Source organism: Streptococcus sp. HN38 (assembly GCF_028335765.1).
In the GTDB taxonomy this organism is placed as follows: domain Bacteria; phylum Bacillota; class Bacilli; order Lactobacillales; family Streptococcaceae; genus Streptococcus; species Streptococcus suis_P.
In genome coordinates this window covers 1,629,152-1,643,421 of sequence record NZ_CP116604.1, presented here as the reverse complement: position 1 = coordinate 1,643,421, position 14,270 = coordinate 1,629,152, and the positions used below count along the sequence as shown (strand labels likewise).

25 protein-coding genes are annotated in these 14,270 nt (G+C 41.1%); all 25 read left to right on the top strand.

Going from position 1 to position 14,270, the window contains the following annotated elements:
- The first annotated feature begins 91 nt into the window (after positions 1–91).
- The 25 genes from PHA78_RS07875 to PHA78_RS07755 all read left to right on the top strand — a co-directional run bounded on the left by PHA78_RS07875 (position 92) and on the right by PHA78_RS07755 (position 14,232).
- Positions 92–451 carry a hypothetical protein gene (locus PHA78_RS07875; protein WP_099872512.1) on the top strand — a complete coding sequence of 120 codons (360 nt, stop codon included), beginning with the start codon at positions 92–94 and terminating at the stop codon, positions 449–451.
- The gene (locus PHA78_RS07870) at positions 448–897 is read left to right on the top strand and encodes a RusA family crossover junction endodeoxyribonuclease (protein ID WP_024378026.1); all 450 of its coding nucleotides are present in this window, start codon (positions 448–450) and stop codon (positions 895–897) included. Before PHA78_RS07875 ends, PHA78_RS07870 begins: the two co-directional genes overlap by 4 nt.
- 5 nt (positions 898–902) lie before the next feature.
- The gene (locus PHA78_RS07865) at positions 903–1,187 is read left to right on the top strand and encodes a DUF3310 domain-containing protein (RefSeq protein WP_050571202.1); all 285 of its coding nucleotides are present in this window, start codon (positions 903–905) and stop codon (positions 1,185–1,187) included.
- 120 nt (positions 1,188–1,307) lie between these two features.
- Positions 1,308–2,486 (top strand): DNA (cytosine-5-)-methyltransferase, encoded by a 1,179-nt coding sequence (dcm, locus tag PHA78_RS07860; RefSeq protein ID WP_272157945.1) that lies wholly within the window; start codon positions 1,308–1,310, stop codon positions 2,484–2,486.
- Positions 2,479–2,823, top strand: coding sequence for a hypothetical protein (locus PHA78_RS07855; RefSeq protein ID WP_024377122.1), 345 nt, complete (start codon positions 2,479–2,481; stop codon positions 2,821–2,823). The genes dcm and PHA78_RS07855 overlap by 8 nt, the downstream gene beginning before the upstream one ends.
- Before the next feature lie 4 nt (positions 2,824–2,827).
- Positions 2,828–3,394, top strand: coding sequence for a DUF1642 domain-containing protein (locus tag PHA78_RS07850; protein ID WP_272157944.1), 567 nt, complete (start codon positions 2,828–2,830; stop codon positions 3,392–3,394).
- 28 nt (positions 3,395–3,422) lie between these two features.
- Positions 3,423–3,551 carry a hypothetical protein gene (locus PHA78_RS07845; RefSeq protein ID WP_257212217.1) on the top strand — a complete coding sequence of 43 codons (129 nt, stop codon included), beginning with the start codon at positions 3,423–3,425 and terminating at the stop codon, positions 3,549–3,551.
- Positions 3,552–3,681: 130 nt separating this feature from the next.
- Positions 3,682–3,819, top strand: a complete 138-nt coding sequence (locus PHA78_RS07840) for a hypothetical protein (RefSeq protein ID WP_153603776.1) — start codon at positions 3,682–3,684, stop codon at positions 3,817–3,819.
- Positions 3,813–4,190, top strand: coding sequence for a YopX family protein (locus PHA78_RS07835; protein WP_099831244.1), 378 nt, complete (start codon positions 3,813–3,815; stop codon positions 4,188–4,190). The genes PHA78_RS07840 and PHA78_RS07835 overlap by 7 nt, the downstream gene beginning before the upstream one ends.
- Positions 4,183–4,404, top strand: coding sequence for a hypothetical protein (locus tag PHA78_RS07830; RefSeq protein ID WP_024378749.1), 222 nt, complete (start codon positions 4,183–4,185; stop codon positions 4,402–4,404). The genes PHA78_RS07835 and PHA78_RS07830 overlap by 8 nt, the downstream gene beginning before the upstream one ends.
- Before the next feature lie 327 nt (positions 4,405–4,731).
- Positions 4,732–5,154: an ArpU family phage packaging/lysis transcriptional regulator gene (locus PHA78_RS07825; RefSeq protein WP_024378747.1), complete on the top strand. Its 423-nt coding sequence runs from the start codon at positions 4,732–4,734 to the stop codon at positions 5,152–5,154.
- A gap of 516 nt (positions 5,155–5,670) precedes the next feature.
- The gene (locus PHA78_RS07820; protein WP_024378746.1) at positions 5,671–5,994 is read left to right on the top strand and encodes an HNH endonuclease; all 324 of its coding nucleotides are present in this window, start codon (positions 5,671–5,673) and stop codon (positions 5,992–5,994) included.
- A 12-nt stretch (positions 5,995–6,006) separates the two neighbouring features.
- A complete protein-coding gene (locus PHA78_RS07815) occupies positions 6,007–6,474 on the top strand; it encodes a phage terminase small subunit P27 family (RefSeq protein WP_024378745.1) in 468 nt (155 codons plus the stop codon).
- A 2-nt stretch (positions 6,475–6,476) separates the two neighbouring features.
- On the top strand, positions 6,477–6,698 hold the full coding sequence (locus PHA78_RS07810) for a hypothetical protein (RefSeq protein WP_024378744.1): 222 nt from the start codon (positions 6,477–6,479) through the stop codon (positions 6,696–6,698).
- 12 nt (positions 6,699–6,710) lie between these two features.
- Positions 6,711–8,456 (top strand): terminase large subunit, encoded by a 1,746-nt coding sequence (locus PHA78_RS07805; RefSeq protein WP_024378743.1) that lies wholly within the window; start codon positions 6,711–6,713, stop codon positions 8,454–8,456.
- Positions 8,457–8,624, top strand: a complete 168-nt coding sequence (locus tag PHA78_RS07800) for a hypothetical protein (protein ID WP_162841104.1) — start codon at positions 8,457–8,459, stop codon at positions 8,622–8,624.
- A gap of 13 nt (positions 8,625–8,637) precedes the next feature.
- Entirely contained in the window at positions 8,638–8,874 is a 237-nt protein-coding gene (locus PHA78_RS07795) for a hypothetical protein (protein WP_024378742.1), read from the top strand.
- Positions 8,875–8,951: 77 nt separating this feature from the next.
- Complete coding sequence (locus tag PHA78_RS07790; RefSeq protein ID WP_024378741.1) at positions 8,952–10,157, top strand: phage portal protein; 1,206 nt, start codon at positions 8,952–8,954, stop codon at positions 10,155–10,157.
- Positions 10,135–10,809 carry a head maturation protease, ClpP-related gene (locus PHA78_RS07785; protein WP_024378740.1) on the top strand — a complete coding sequence of 225 codons (675 nt, stop codon included), beginning with the start codon at positions 10,135–10,137 and terminating at the stop codon, positions 10,807–10,809. The genes PHA78_RS07790 and PHA78_RS07785 overlap by 23 nt, the downstream gene beginning before the upstream one ends.
- Before the next feature lie 28 nt (positions 10,810–10,837).
- On the top strand, positions 10,838–12,016 hold the full coding sequence (locus tag PHA78_RS07780; RefSeq protein WP_024378739.1) for a phage major capsid protein: 1,179 nt from the start codon (positions 10,838–10,840) through the stop codon (positions 12,014–12,016).
- A gap of 139 nt (positions 12,017–12,155) precedes the next feature.
- Positions 12,156–12,470 carry a head-tail connector protein gene (locus tag PHA78_RS07775; protein WP_024378738.1) on the top strand — a complete coding sequence of 105 codons (315 nt, stop codon included), beginning with the start codon at positions 12,156–12,158 and terminating at the stop codon, positions 12,468–12,470.
- Positions 12,457–12,825 (top strand): phage head completion protein, encoded by a 369-nt coding sequence (locus PHA78_RS07770; protein WP_024378737.1) that lies wholly within the window; start codon positions 12,457–12,459, stop codon positions 12,823–12,825. The genes PHA78_RS07775 and PHA78_RS07770 overlap by 14 nt, the downstream gene beginning before the upstream one ends.
- Positions 12,822–13,196 carry an HK97-gp10 family putative phage morphogenesis protein gene (locus tag PHA78_RS07765; protein ID WP_024378736.1) on the top strand — a complete coding sequence of 125 codons (375 nt, stop codon included), beginning with the start codon at positions 12,822–12,824 and terminating at the stop codon, positions 13,194–13,196. Before PHA78_RS07770 ends, PHA78_RS07765 begins: the two co-directional genes overlap by 4 nt.
- The gene (locus PHA78_RS07760; RefSeq protein ID WP_024378735.1) at positions 13,193–13,636 is read left to right on the top strand and encodes a hypothetical protein; all 444 of its coding nucleotides are present in this window, start codon (positions 13,193–13,195) and stop codon (positions 13,634–13,636) included. Before PHA78_RS07765 ends, PHA78_RS07760 begins: the two co-directional genes overlap by 4 nt.
- Before the next feature lie 2 nt (positions 13,637–13,638).
- A complete protein-coding gene (locus PHA78_RS07755; RefSeq protein WP_024378734.1) occupies positions 13,639–14,232 on the top strand; it encodes a major tail protein in 594 nt (197 codons plus the stop codon).
- Positions 14,233–14,270 lie beyond the last annotated feature (38 nt).

Here is a 14,270-nt window from a genome sequence, read left to right as displayed (position 1 = left end):
GTAAAACTGCAACCTAGAAAGCGTGTCAATTGGAAACAATCGGTTGGCAGTTGGACGATAGCGACTGCCCGTATTTAGCCAAACTCACACAATGGCAGTCGCTGGATTTTGGAAAAATGAAAAAACAGCAATTTTAAAAACACCTTTTACATTAGAGACGAACAAGGAAAAGCAAAGTCTCAAAATTGTTGGTTACACTCACTGGAAAATAAGTGCAGAATTTGTGAAGCAAGAACACCAACTTTCATTGGACGAGAACGGAGATATGTTCGAACCGGAATATAGACTCGTCTTAGAAGCTGAATTTCCCGATAAACTTATTCTCGATGGTGCTTATACAGCAAAAGAGATTAGCAAGGACATTAAAGAAATCCAAACCTTGTTTGAGTTCATCGAAGAAAATAAAAAGAATTTGTTTGATGAATTGGGATTCCACGGGGTCATACTATGAAGTTGATTATACCTATTGAACCCAAACCGCAGAGCCGTCCAAGAGCTGGAAGACGAGGTAAACACGCAACTGTCTATGAAGATGGAAAGATGGTTGCGTGGCGGAAAAAATGCACTGAGTTTGTTAGACAGAATTACGATGGTCCATATTTTGATGGGGCAATCAAGGTAGATATGACATTCTACATACCTGCTCCGAAGTCTATGTCGGAACCGCCTAAACCACGGTCTAAGGCCAAGAAAGTACAACAGTATGATGACTTCATCAATGAGCGGATTTACGTAGATAAAAAACCAGATTTAGATAATCTGGAAAAAGCGGTTTATGACAGCATCAGCAAGGCTGGCAATGTTTGGACGGATGATAACATCATTGTCGAACATACAACGAGAAAGGTGTACAGTCCTAGACCGAGGATTGAGATTGAAGTGGAGGAAGTTTTATGACACAAATGATTTATGCTTGTACTTGTCCTGAATGTGAGGGACAAGAAGAACAATTTAACAACGTAACCAAACCAAAACATTACCAAGGTAAGTATGGTATGGAAGCTTTGGATGTGGTCAAGAATTTTATCGGCAATCTAGCCGGCGAATCTGCTTACTACTGGGGCAATGTCATCAAGTATCTGTTGCGATTTCAGCAGAAGAACGGTGTCGAGGACTTGAAGAAAGCTAGACAACATTTGGATTGGTTGATTGAGGAGATGGAGGAAAGTAATGAAAATAATAAGTGATATGAAAAGACTATTTTGTAAACATTCTTGGAAGGAATTACCGCGCTTTATCGCGTTGAATACTGGGAAAATTTCTCCTAAACGCAAATGCCTAAAATGTGGGAAAGTTGAGGATGTATCTTGAAATTCCTAGACCTATTTGCTGGCATTGGTGGTTTTTGTCTCGGTATGGAACGTGCTGGTCACGAATGTGTCGGCTTTTGCGAGATAGACCAATTCGCCAGAAAGAGCTATAAGGCGATACATGATACGGAAGGAGAATTTGAATTCCATGACATTACAAGAGTCACAGATGAGTCTGTTCGAGAAATCGGACGTGTGGACGTTATCTGTGGAGGATTTCCGTGCCAGGCTTTCAGCATTGCTGGAAAGCGGGCAGGATTTGAGGATACTAGAGGGACTTTATTCTTTGAGATTGCTAGGTTCGCATCTATTCTCAGACCTAAATATCTATTCCTTGAAAACGTCACAGGACTCCTCAACCACGACAACGGAAATACATTCGAGACTATCCTCGGAGCGTTGGATGAACTGGGGTATGATGCGGAATGGCAAGTGTTCAACAGCAAGAATTTTGGAGTCCCCCAAAACAGAGAGCGGGTGTTTATTATCGGACATCTTAGAGGAGCAGGTGGACGAGCGGTATTTCCTTTCGGAGGAGGCGACAAGGAGATTGGTAGCCTACAAGGACAATCAACAAATACCATTACCGCCAGGTACGGAGAAGCACAAGGGAGCAGGTCGTACATTATTGAGGGTCAACAGCCGAAAATCATCCAACGAGGCCACGGCTACAATCAGGGTGGCGAGCATGACATCACCCCGACATTGACCAGCAACAGCTGGCAGGAAAATAACTTGTTAGCCATCAAAGAGGCAACTACCAAAGGTTATTCTGAGGCAACGGTTGGTGATTCTATCAATTTGTCACATCCCAATTCTGCCACACGACGGGGACGTGTTGGCAAGCAGATGGCGAATACTCTCTTGACAGGCGAGGAGCAGGGTGTTGTTGTGTATGATTTTTACAACCGAAAAACCAAAGACGAGGTTGGCACACTCACTGCCAGTGGCCATCAGGGGAATACCAAAGCAGGGACATTCGGCATATTAGATGGTATCCGCATCCGCAAATTGACACCTCGTGAGTGTTGGAGGTTGCAAGGCTTCCCAGATTGGGCCTTTGATAAAGCCCAGGCGGTAAATAGTAATAGCCAACTATACAAGCAAGCTGGTAACTCAGTCACGGTTAATGTGATTGAGGCGATAGCGAGAAAATTGGAGGAAACAGATGAATAACACAATTGAAAACGTAAAGATAACCAAAACTTTCTTGGGCAGAGAAGACCATGGAATTTTAACTTGTTATCTGACTGTTGAGGGATATGGATTTGGAGTATCTATTGGAGGATACTGCCTAGATAAATACGACGAACACAAGAAAAAACGAGTAGCTTTTCACAAGAGCTTTGAGCTGATAGACCGTATCTTGGAGGTTGCCGGTGCAAATAGCTGGGAAGAACTGCAAGGGAAGTATATACGTGTTAAGAGTAACGGTTTTGGAGGTAGAGTAACGAAGATTGGAAATCTTATTAAAGATGATTGGTTGGACTTTGATACCTTTTTCAAGGAGTAAACAGATGAATAAACAGGAAGCGATAGAGATTATTGAGCAATCAAAAATAAAAATAGCTAACAGAGAGAGGGTAATATTTAAAGCAGGCGAAATTATAGGAGGATGTGTCCAGGTCGATTATGTACCACTTGAAGTTGTTGTGAACACGATTGACCAAATCCACGAACCGCAGAAGGTTGTGGTGCCGAAGTTTATCGCTGATAGTATCGAATATTGCAAAAATAAAGAAGGGTATGGATTGCTCCGTGCAATGGATTACTGCGATGAATACAATGATACTGGCGAATGGTTAGAGCGCCCAGAAAACCAAGAAACATTCGCCTGCGCTTGGCTCTTCGGCTACGAGATTGAGCAGGAGAAACTGTATACGGTGGAGATACCTGACCCAAATCGCCCAGATATTGCCACATTCTTGTATAAAGAAAACGGAAAGGTATTTATTGGAACTGATATATTTTTGGATGAGGTGCCCAACTATAAATGGAAAAATGAACCAGAAAATCAATTAACCGAATCCGAAATCAAAGAGGATTTTGAGTGGGCGTGGCAGTTTGCGAAAGAGGTGAAGTAGAATAATGATGCCAGATGAGTTTTTAAAAATGACAATAACTGACATTTTAGCAATGCTGAAAGAAGAAGGTAGTGATTCGATGGAAGCTAAACTAACAAATGACGATGGTTTAGGGGTATTGGTCAAGATTAGTTATGAGCCTGTGGAGGTGGAGTGATGGATTGGCCGATATTAGACTTTTTATTTAATCTCATCACTCTATCTGGGCTAATAGCGGTTTTAACTATTATTTGGATAATTATCATCAGCATGATATGTATGTTTTTGGAAGAAATAGGAGACAGAAAATGATACCGAAAATTGAGACCTGTGAAGAATGTGGATGTAAGTACAAAGAGGGCACATTGGACTATGGCAGTATCTTCCAGACAGGGTACTGTGGCGATTGTTTGGTTGAACGTGTAGAAAGAGGCGAAGAATGGTAGTACCGAAGTTTAGGGCTGTTTTTAAAAATAAAATTATAAGTGAGGTTGGGTCGATTGATTTTATTAACAAAACTGTAACGATACCTATTTACGATAAGGAAACGGATGAGTATTTAGCTGACTATGAATTGAGTTTAGATTTGGTCACCCTCATGCAATCCACAGGGCTGTTTGATATCAACGGCAAAGAGATTTTCGAAGGGGATATTGTTAGAATGCACTCAGGAGAGCTTTTACCAGTAAAGCTACACCACGGCATGTTCGAACCTGTTTGTTATTACATCAGCAATGTCTTTGAAAGGGTTGGGAATGTTTTTGAAAATCCCGAGTTGTTAGAACATCCAGATTTTAGGGAGGTACTAAATGACTAATGAAAAACTAGGCGTGCTACTGGTCGATGTGCCAGATATAATGTTTTTTAAATACAACTACATTATAGACACAGAAGAAGCTGGCACGAGTACATTTATTATAAATGGAACAGATTTTTTAGAAAAATTAGAGAGGCTAGCCTACAAATGCACCCAAGAAGAAGCTAAAAAATACCCACAGTTTAGGTGGGTAGCGTTGGAGGATTTAACCTAATCTAAGGCTCACCGACTGTCGCAGGTCGGTTGGTCATTCTGCCAAAAATGAATTAAAAAGGAGGACTCCTTTGTAGATTAAAGTCACATTATTGGGCCAATGGCAGTACGGTCAGCCACAAAATATAAAACTTTACAGTCGTTGTCTTCTCGCAGATTGTGGTAAAACGAGAGGAATACCGCAAATAAAGAAAGGAAAACTTGTTAGATATTCACCGTCCAAAACCCTATTGCGGTACGGGTTGAGGGCAAACAAAAAAGCCAGCACTGCACGTACTGACTATGTGAGTAAAAACCTAAAATTATTATATCACAGAAAGGTGTGCAGATGACTTTTTTCCCTGAAATAAATACAGAAAAAACCAAAGCGAATGCAAAGCGAAAATTGAAAGAGTATCCAAGATGGCGACGAGTCGCGAATGATGTAGATGGTCAGAAAGTCACTGCAACCTACACATTTGAACCAAGACAAGCTCATGGAAATCCGAGTAGACCAGTCGAGCGATTGGCGATTAACAGGACAGATGCAGAGGCGGAACTTGAAGCGATTGAGTATGCAATTAATAATTTACTCAATCCAACACATCGACGGATACTGTACGAGAAGTATCTTTATGCAGGCAAGCGGTACGATTTTGAAATCTACAATAACCTATACCTGTCAGAAGCTAGTTTCTATATTGAGCTAAGTGACGCACTGTTATCGTTCGCAGAACAGTATCGAAGTGGTTGCTTGCTTGTTGAAAATTAGAGTTTTCACCAAGAAAGTAAAAGTTTTTTTATGGGTTATTCGTTATTTTGGATAGTAAAATAGTATTATCGGAATTTAGAATAGAGGGTTATGATAGAATCCCCTCGGGAGACGGTCCCGTAAAAAGAGGCATAAAGCTGTGGCCATCGGATGTTGCGTGCGACATCTATGGACGTTATCTATTTTGGGATATTTGGAAGACTCCTCTGCTCGGTTGAAAGTCCTAGGTTCCGAAGGCAGTTTTGTCGCAGGTTCGATTCCTGCTGTTCCCATTTAATCCATGTTCTCAATATCGACTTAAGCGATATGGGAGAGGTTAAGTAAGCATACATGTCACTGCTTATTTAACTCAGTGTTCGAGCCACTGGCACGGAGTAAAAAACTAGCACCAAAAAATTAATAATAAAGGACCCGAAGACCATGTTTGCTAGTGTCATGCGAGGGACCAAAATTTCACTCAGAAAGACCGCAGATGTGGTCTTTTTGTATTTCTGTCAGGAAGGTGGTAACCAAAAAGTGAAACCTCAAAAACTTACAATGTCCAACGGGCGGAGAGTTATCGCTGATTATGATAGTCGTAAGGAAGAATATCAATCCTACAACAAGTCTCGTTGGAGATACAATAAAGAAGCAATGCAGTTCTATAACTCAGCTATCTGGCGAAAAACCAGTAAGCAGGTATTACTAGCAAATGATTATATATGTGCTGTTTGTGGTGGTGAAGCAACCATGACTGACCACATTGTCAGCGTAAAAAAAGATTGGTTCAGGAGATTAGATTGGAGCAACCTACAACCTATCTGTAAGGCTTGTAACGATGCTAAAGGTTCGTGGAATTAGAAAGGAGGGCATATGGGTCGAAAGATGAAAGTTGTGTCTAACACCAAAAAACACTTAACCAAGGCAGAAAAAGACACTAGAAAAGAAGTTGAAGAACTAGCCTCTGACGGTCTGCCCATGTTATCGAATAGCCCACCTTCGTATTTCAATGATGTAGCCAAAGCGGAATACAGACGGGTAGTTAAAGGACTTAGACAATTACCTATCCGCAATCTGGATAAAGCAGTCCTCGAAAGCTACTGCACTTGGTACGCTGTTTTCAAGGAAGTATCCCAGAAGATTGATGAATTAGGTCTAGTTACTTATGACGAAGACAAAGGTTGGATTTCAAATCCACTCATTCTGACTTTGGAAAAAGCGACAACCAATATCCGTATGACGGCAAGTCAGCTAGGATTGACTGTTGATAGTCGGATGAAGATGTTCACTCCGAAGAAGGAAGAGAAGAAAGAAAGTTTGTTTGATAAGTTTGGAGGGTAGTGATGAAAACATTGGAGCAAAGATTTCCAAAAACAGATTTTTACTTTCGTGATGGTGATTATAAAGAAATATTATCAACAGACGAAGAGATCGCTGAATTTCATTCCAAAGGTTGGGGCGGAGAAAACATTATGTTTACTAAAATAGAATTAGAGGAATTGTTAAGCGGAAAAGCAATAGGTTGGAGCGATGGCGAATATACACATGTTATTGCTTTAGAATAAAGGAAGGAGGTTATTTCAATATCTTACGATTATTCCATGATAAGCGACGAGTATAAAGATGTCGCTTTTTATTATGCTAAAGATGTGGTAGACGGGGAGATAGTAGCTGGTAAGAAAGTTATCAAGGCTTGTTTGCGTCACTTGAATGACCTTGCAAATCCTGACTCAGCTTATACCTACTTTCCTGATAAGGCACAGAACACGATTGATTTCTTGGAGATGTTGCCGGATGTCAAGACAGGCAAGACCTACCCTCTAGCTAGGTTTCAAAAGTTTATTATTTCTAGCTTATATGGTTGGCGAAAGAAAGAAGACAGCTCCGTTAGACGTTTCAAAAAAGCGATGGTGTCTGTTGCTCGTAAGAACGGTAAAACCATTCTGATTGCAGGTATTTTGTTATACGAGTTTCTATTCGGTCGCAACCCTGCTTTAAGTCGTCAACTATTTTGTACGGCAAATGACCGTACGCAGGCAAAGATAGCATGGACTATGGCAAAGAAACAACTAGAAGCTCTCAGAGCTAAGGTGCCAGATATTAAGAAAGCAACCAAGGTAACAAGGGATGAATTGTTTAACAAGAACGATGAATCCTATATCCGAGCATTAAGTCGCGATACTGGTGCAGTCGATGGTTTCGAACCCTACGTTGGTGTGCTCGATGAGTATGCAGCATCCAAAACCAATGAGATGTTGGAGCTTTTAGAATCTGGTCAAGGGCAATTGGATAACCCCTTTATTTTGATTATTTCAACGGCTGGTCTTGATTTAAATGTGCCGATGCACACCATCGAATATAGTTACTCAGAAAAAATTCTTAATCAGGAAGTCGAAGATGATTCTTATTTTTGCTACATAGCTGAACAAGATAATGAAACTGAAATCACAGATGAGGAAAATTGGATAAAATCAAACCCAATTCTTGAAGTCGAAGCATTGAAAGAAAAAATCACGGAGTATCTCCGTAAGCGTAGAAAAACTTCTCTGGAAACTGGAGAAATCAATAAAGTCCTCGTCAAAAATTTCAACATGTGGCGACAGTCCAGTGAAGAGTCTTATCTGGATAAAGAAACTTGGAATAAAGCCTATATCGATAAACCAAACACCACCAAGAGAAGAGTCTGGATAGGCGTCGACGTCGGTAGGGTTAGTGACTTATTCGCTATTACACCGATTGTCCAGATGGATGACTACTGGCATATTGACAACTTCTCTTTCGTAGCTACCAAGTACGGCTTGATAGCTAAGGAAAAACGTGATGGCGTTTCTTACACCAACCTTGAAAGACAAGGGTATTGTGAGATAACTACGCTTGAATCTGGTGTTATAGATGATGAGCGTGTCATGGAGAAGTTAGAAGAAATGGTTTACACCAATGAATGGGAAGTGCATGGTATTTGTTATGACCCTTACCAGTTTGGCTCGCTACTTACCATGATTGAGAAACGTCATCCTGAATGGCCCTTGATACAGGTATCGCAAACAACAATGGTACTGAACATGCCGACTAAACAATTCAGGGATGACATGAAACAAGGGAAAATCAAGCACTCAGGTAACCCTTTGCTAACTATGGCATTTCATAATGCTTTTACAAAAGTCGATAACAATGGTATGCGGATCGACAAGAACAAAAATAGCAATAAGATTGACCCTGCCGATGCTGGGTTAAATGCCTATGCCGTTTGTTTCCTTGAGCCGTTTGACGGTTCTGGTTACTGGACGGACGAAAAAATATTGGAAACGGAGAGTATGTTTTAGATGAAATGGTTATTATCGAATATCCACACCATTTTACTGATTTTAGGTTTTGGTTTTATAGCCTATGCTGCTTTTTTATTTTCTGCAATAATCGGTTATTTAGTGATAGGATTACTTTTAGTTTTATTGGCGGTTATTATTAATCATTCCGCAGGTCAAAGTGGATAGAAAGGAGGTCGCTATGAGTAACAAACGTATCAAGAAGAAATGGTCGCGAATTGAGAGATTAGAAAACAAAGTTGCTCAATTGACAGCGGAAAATATTTTATTAACTGATGCACTACGAAATCATGCGAATAATATCAGAGATTTGGATGGCATCGTTAAACGTAATGCACAGGCTATCAACTCAAGGTTTAATTATCTTGAGAAGAAAGTAGCTGACAAGGTTTCTAAGAAGTCTTGGTTCAGTCGTTAACGAGGAGGTGGTCCCACATCTTGACTGGTAGGAAAGACTATCAATTATTTCTAAAAAGAAAGGAGTTAGAAATATAAATGAGTTTTTTTCAATCATTAGGAGGGAAGGTCTCCTATGATGATTATATTTCCTCGGTTCTATCTGGCAATTCCGCCCCCTCTTATGTCGGGATTTCTGCTTTGAAAAACAGTGACGTGCTAACAGCAGTTTCCATTATCGCAGGAGATGTTGCTCGCTTCCCTTTGTTGAAGAAAGGCATGGACGGGGAGATTATCGAAGATGAAGATGTCAATTATCTTCTGAATGTTAAATCTACCAAGAACACAACAGCGAGGGATTGGAAGTTCGCAATGGTCGTGAATGCGATATTGACGGGCAATAGTTACTCTCGGATTTTGCGAGACCCACTAACAGGTAAGGCCTTGCAGTTCGAGTTTTATCGTCCGTCTGAAACAGTTGTAAAGGTTACCGATGACCACGAAGTTATCTATACGTTTACAGAAAGTCAGTCAGGAAAAGAAATCAAGTGCCACTCAGAAGATGTTATCCACTGGAAATTCTTTAGTCACGATACGATTCTTGGTCGTTCGCCTTTGTTGTCACTGAAAGAAGAAATAGCCTTACAGGACGAAGGGACCAAAACACTCTTGAAGTTTTTCAAGGATGGTTTTTCGAGTGGTATTTTAAAACTAAAAGGTTCTCAGTTAAGCGGTGAAGCTCGTAAGAAAGCCAGAACGGACTTCGAGAAAATGCGAGAAGGTTCTGCAGGCGGAAGCCCCTTGGTGTTTGACGACACGCAAGAATACAGTCCGCTTGAAATTGATACAAAAGTCTTGCAGTTAATCAGTAGCAATAACTTCTCTACTGCACAGATTGCGAAGGTTTTGCGAGTGCCTAGCTACAAGTTAGGGGTAAATAGCCCGAACCAATCTGTGGCGCAACTGATGGACGACTACGTATCAAACGATATGCCGTTTTATTTTGACGCAATCACAAGTGAATTGGGTCTGAAAATCCTGAACCTTGACGATAGACGAAAATACAAAATTGTTTTTGATACTCGTAGTGTTACAGGATTTTCGGTTGATGAGGTTCGGAATATGGTCAACAACCAACTGCTCACACCGAACCAAGGATTGGAACAACTGGGCTTGCCGAAGTCGGATGACCCAGATATGGACAGATACCAATCTAGCTTAAACTATGTCTTTTTGGATAAAAAAGAAACTTATCAAGACGTGAAAGGAGGTGAGACAGGAAATGCCGAAGAGGATAAAGCTTAGAGGTCCGTTGATTACCAACAATCAACAAGAGGCTTATGACTGGTATGGACTAGAAGCGGTTAGTGCTAAAGCTATTGCTGATGCCTTGCCAGATGATGGTTCAGATATTGTTTTGGAAGTTAACTCAAACGGTGGGCTGGTCACTGTCGGAAGTGACATCTATACCATGTTAAAAAACTATAAAGGCAATGTCACAGCAGAAGTAACTGGTATGGCGGCAAGTGCAGCAAGCGTGGCTATCACGGGAGCAGATAAGGTTGTTATCAGTCCGACTGCTCAAATCATGATTCATAAGTCGTTATTCAACTGGGTATCTGGCAATAGTGATGATCTAGACAAAGCATCTAACGCACTAAAGGCCAGTGACCAAGGTATTGTTAATGCGTACGTAGCTAAAACAGGCAAGTCAGAAGATGAAATCATGGAGCTAATGCGAAACGAAACCTTTATGTCTGCTCAAAAAGCAGTAGAGCTTGGTTTTGCAGATGAAATCATGACATTTAATGAACTGGACGCTGTCGCAAGTATTGAGAATGGCATGTTGCCACAGGCTGTCATTGATGAATTTTACGCTAACCACAGTAAGCGTAAGCGAGAAATCCAGAATATGCTGCTGGAAATTGAAAAAGAAGAAATCTTACAAGGGCTTTAATAGTCCTTTTTATTTTGGAGGAAATTTAATGTTTGATGAAAAAATTAAAGAACTAAAAGCAACCATTGCAGGGCTTAGTTCTACAATTGCAACTAAAACAACGGAAGTTAAGGCTGCATTGGAAGCCGATGACCTTGAAACCGCTAAGTCTTTGAAGTCGGAAATCGAAACCGCAAAAGCTAATCTTGCTACCGCGGAAGAGACCTTAGCGATGTTCGAAGAAGCACATGCTACAGGCGGTGCTGAAAACAAAGAAGGAGTTGAAATGACAACAGAAGAAGTGACATATCGTGAAAAAATGAATACCTTTATTCGTTCAAAAGGCGCAGTTGCACAAGAAGGATTGCGAATGGAAGGGAAAGATGAAGCGTTAATTCCAATGAACGCAGTAACCCCAGTCAATCCTTCGACAGATGGTGTAAAAAAAGCCGATGTGAAGCCTGTTTCAAGCGAGGAAATCCTTTACACACCAGCTCGTGAAATCAAGACGGTTGTAGATTTGAAACAGTTCACTACTATCCACCAAGCTAAGAAAGCTACTGGTAAATATCCAGTCTTGCAACGTGCTACAGAGAAGTTGATCAGCGTCGAAGAGTTGGAGAAAAATCCGAAACTCGGAAAACCTCAATTTAAAAACGTTGAATGGGCGGTAACAACTTACCGTGGCGCAATTCCTCTTTCTCAAGAATCTATTGACGATGCAGATGTTGATTTGGTGGGTATTGTGGCAGAAACTGTCGGTCAAATGAAAGTGAATACAACAAATGATGCTATCTCCAAAGTCTTGAAGACTTTTGCGGCTAAGACTGTTAAGAATTTGGATGACATCAAGAAATTGTTGAACATGGGATTTGACCCAGCGTATGACGTGGCGTTTATCGTGTCACAGAGCTTCTACAATATCCTTGATACGTTGAAAGATGGTAATGGTCGTTACCTCTTGCAGGAGTCTATCACATCAGCAACAGGTAAGGTATTCCTTGGTAAGCCAGTGTTTGTCTTGTCAGATGAAGTGTTAGGTGAAAACAAGGCATTTGTTGGTGACTTTAAACGTGGCATCTTGTTCGCTGACCGCAAAGACCTTGGGCTTCGCTGGGTTGATAACGAACTATACGGACAATATCTGCAAGCAGTACTTCGTTTCGGTGTTTCTAAAGTGGATGAAAACGCGGGCTACTTTGTGACCTTTACTCAGACACCCTCTTAATGCCACTCAAGCAGTGGCGAAACCAACAAGCGCCAACACCGTGACGGAAATCAAGGCTTATTTAGATAGTCAGAATATCACTTACACCTCGTCAATGAACAAGTCAGAGCTATTGGCTCTGATAGTCTAGGAGGTGTTTATGGAAATTACTAAAGACTACCTTGAAAAAGTAAAGCTCTATTGCAAGATAGATGTGGACTATGAAGATGATATTCTGGAAGAGTTTATCATCCCTGCTGTTCAGGAGCAAATCTGCTTTGCGATTGAAGAAGGGTCTTGTCCTGAGACTTTCAAAGACTACCCTAAGTTTGACCTTGCTGTCATGAAACAGGTCAAGGAAGAGTATGAACACCGTGGTTTGTCAGCAGATAGTGAACGCTATCCGCTGGCGAATGGTGTTTTAAACATCATTCACCAATTGCGATTGAGAGGTAAGGAAGATGATAACACGTAGAATGAATACCCGTATTACTATCTTTTCCAGGATTGCAGGGCAGAATGAAGACGGGGAAGTTGTAGATTCAATCCGCAATGATGTCTATCAATGTTGGGCGGAAGTGGTAAAAACTGGTGTCAAGGATTTTAAAGTGGGCGGTAAGTCCTATGTGGGTGACCTAGCTCAGAACGGGCAGAAACCTTTGGAATCCTATAAAGATGAAAAAGTGTTTATCATTCGTTATCATCCCAAACCTCCGTTCGATAACTCTATGTATGTTGATTTCAACGGGTTTGAATACAAGATTACAGAACTGGAAATCGACTACGCTAGTAAAGAGATGATCATGATAAAGGCGGTGAGGATTGCATGACAAAGGGAGTAGACAAGATACTGGCTAATCTTACCAAGTTGCAGGTCAAAGCTCCAAGAGTTGCAAGAGCAGCTGTTAAGCAGGTTGCGGATGAGTTTGCGGAAGAATTGGAGAAAAATACTCCTGAAAGCAAGGATTTATTTGGCCATTTGGCAGAAGAGGTTGTCGTGACAGGGTTCAAGGGTGCTAGTCAGGGGATTATCGCAAAAGATATCGGCTACGGTCGAAAAACAGGTTGGCGGTCACATTTCCCTGATGACGGTACAATCTATCAAGCGCCGCAAGATTTCAAAGAGAAGACGATAAATACAATGACCCCAAGAGCGAAAGAAATCTACGCCGAAAAAGTAAGAGAGGGGTTGAAGTTGTGATAGCAGAAACAGAAGTTTATAAGCTATTGAGCGCTGATGAAGAACTGAACACGCTTCTTGATACCTTTCGGGGCGGTAAATTCGGCAATGGCTTTAAGCAAGGTATCTTTACGCACGCAATTCCAGAACACCCTGTGAGCGTGATTAAAAAGGAACTTGCGCCGTTTATTCGAATCAATGCGAACTATGACAATCCCGCATACTATTCTGACGACGTCTGTATCGCAACAGAATACCGTGTGATTGTAAACTTTTGGTGCGAAACATCTGACCAATCCGAACAAATTGCGAAGGCAGTAGATAGAATTTTAAGCAAAGCTGGCTACGATAGATATACGGCTGGCGAAAAACCAAGATACAAAGATGGCGATATTGACCTTTTGATGAACATTAGGAAATATCGCTTTTTTGAATGGAAAATTAAAGAAAACGAGGAATAATAATGGGAAAAGTAAAATTTGGACTCAGTAATTTTGAGTACGGTGTTTTGAATGAACAAAACAAGGTGGCTACCACCAAGAAGCTACCTGGCATGAAGTCAGCCAAATTGGAACTGACAAACGAATTGTTAACAATCGCAGCAGACGATGGTCCTTACGTTGTTATTTCGGCTGGTATTACAGATGCTAAACTAGAAATCGAGACATTGGATTTGAACTCTGAAGCTCGTAAAGATTTCTATGGCATCACTGTTGAAAATGGTGTAGAGAAATACAATAAAAACTTGACACCAAACGATATCGCTTGCTTGTTCCGTACTCGTATGGAAGATGGCAAGTCTATCTGGGTCGGTTTGTTGAAAGGGAAATTTAATGTACCAGGAATGGACTTAGCAACAAAAGAGGGTACTCCAGACCCTAAAACAGATTCGACTACAGGAAGCTTCGTAGCTCGTGGCGATGACGAAAATGGCGATATCTTGTATATCGGTCGTGAAGACAATACCGATTTCAATCTTGCAGAATTTAAGAAATTGGTATTTCCGTCTGCATCTGGGGCAAGTCCAACTACAAGCGCAAGCTCTGGTAGCCGTTAGTGGTTTCAGGGGCGGATTATCCGCCCTTTTTTTCGATA

Bases quoted from the DNA above. Each gene is read 5' to 3' on its own strand.
- PHA78_RS07875 (WP_099872512.1), top strand. From the start codon at position 92: ATGGCAGTCGCTGGATTTTGGAAAAATGAAAAAACAGCAATTTTAAAA.
- PHA78_RS07870 (WP_024378026.1), top strand. From the start codon at position 448: ATGAAGTTGATTATACCTATTGAACCCAAACCGCAGAGCCGTCCAAGA.
- PHA78_RS07865 (WP_050571202.1), top strand. From the start codon at position 903: ATGATTTATGCTTGTACTTGTCCTGAATGTGAGGGACAAGAAGAACAA.
- PHA78_RS07855 (WP_024377122.1), top strand. From the start codon at position 2,479: ATGAATAACACAATTGAAAACGTAAAGATAACCAAAACTTTCTTGGGC.
- PHA78_RS07850 (WP_272157944.1), top strand. From the start codon at position 2,828: ATGAATAAACAGGAAGCGATAGAGATTATTGAGCAATCAAAAATAAAA.
- PHA78_RS07845 (WP_257212217.1), top strand. From the start codon at position 3,423: ATGACAATAACTGACATTTTAGCAATGCTGAAAGAAGAAGGTAGTGAT.
- PHA78_RS07840 (WP_153603776.1), top strand. From the start codon at position 3,682: ATGATACCGAAAATTGAGACCTGTGAAGAATGTGGATGTAAGTACAAA.
- PHA78_RS07835 (WP_099831244.1), top strand. From the start codon at position 3,813: ATGGTAGTACCGAAGTTTAGGGCTGTTTTTAAAAATAAAATTATAAGT.
- PHA78_RS07830 (WP_024378749.1), top strand. From the start codon at position 4,183: ATGACTAATGAAAAACTAGGCGTGCTACTGGTCGATGTGCCAGATATA.
- PHA78_RS07825 (WP_024378747.1), top strand. From the start codon at position 4,732: ATGACTTTTTTCCCTGAAATAAATACAGAAAAAACCAAAGCGAATGCA.
- PHA78_RS07815 (WP_024378745.1), top strand. From the start codon at position 6,007: ATGGGTCGAAAGATGAAAGTTGTGTCTAACACCAAAAAACACTTAACC.
- PHA78_RS07810 (WP_024378744.1), top strand. From the start codon at position 6,477: ATGAAAACATTGGAGCAAAGATTTCCAAAAACAGATTTTTACTTTCGT.
- PHA78_RS07800 (WP_162841104.1), top strand. From the start codon at position 8,457: ATGAAATGGTTATTATCGAATATCCACACCATTTTACTGATTTTAGGT.
- PHA78_RS07795 (WP_024378742.1), top strand. From the start codon at position 8,638: ATGAGTAACAAACGTATCAAGAAGAAATGGTCGCGAATTGAGAGATTA.
- PHA78_RS07790 (WP_024378741.1), top strand. From the start codon at position 8,952: ATGAGTTTTTTTCAATCATTAGGAGGGAAGGTCTCCTATGATGATTAT.
- PHA78_RS07785 (WP_024378740.1), top strand. From the start codon at position 10,135: ATGCCGAAGAGGATAAAGCTTAGAGGTCCGTTGATTACCAACAATCAA.
- PHA78_RS07780 (WP_024378739.1), top strand. From the start codon at position 10,838: ATGTTTGATGAAAAAATTAAAGAACTAAAAGCAACCATTGCAGGGCTT.
- PHA78_RS07775 (WP_024378738.1), top strand. From the start codon at position 12,156: ATGGAAATTACTAAAGACTACCTTGAAAAAGTAAAGCTCTATTGCAAG.
- PHA78_RS07770 (WP_024378737.1), top strand. From the start codon at position 12,457: ATGATAACACGTAGAATGAATACCCGTATTACTATCTTTTCCAGGATT.
- PHA78_RS07765 (WP_024378736.1), top strand. From the start codon at position 12,822: ATGACAAAGGGAGTAGACAAGATACTGGCTAATCTTACCAAGTTGCAG.
- PHA78_RS07755 (WP_024378734.1), top strand. From the start codon at position 13,639: ATGGGAAAAGTAAAATTTGGACTCAGTAATTTTGAGTACGGTGTTTTG.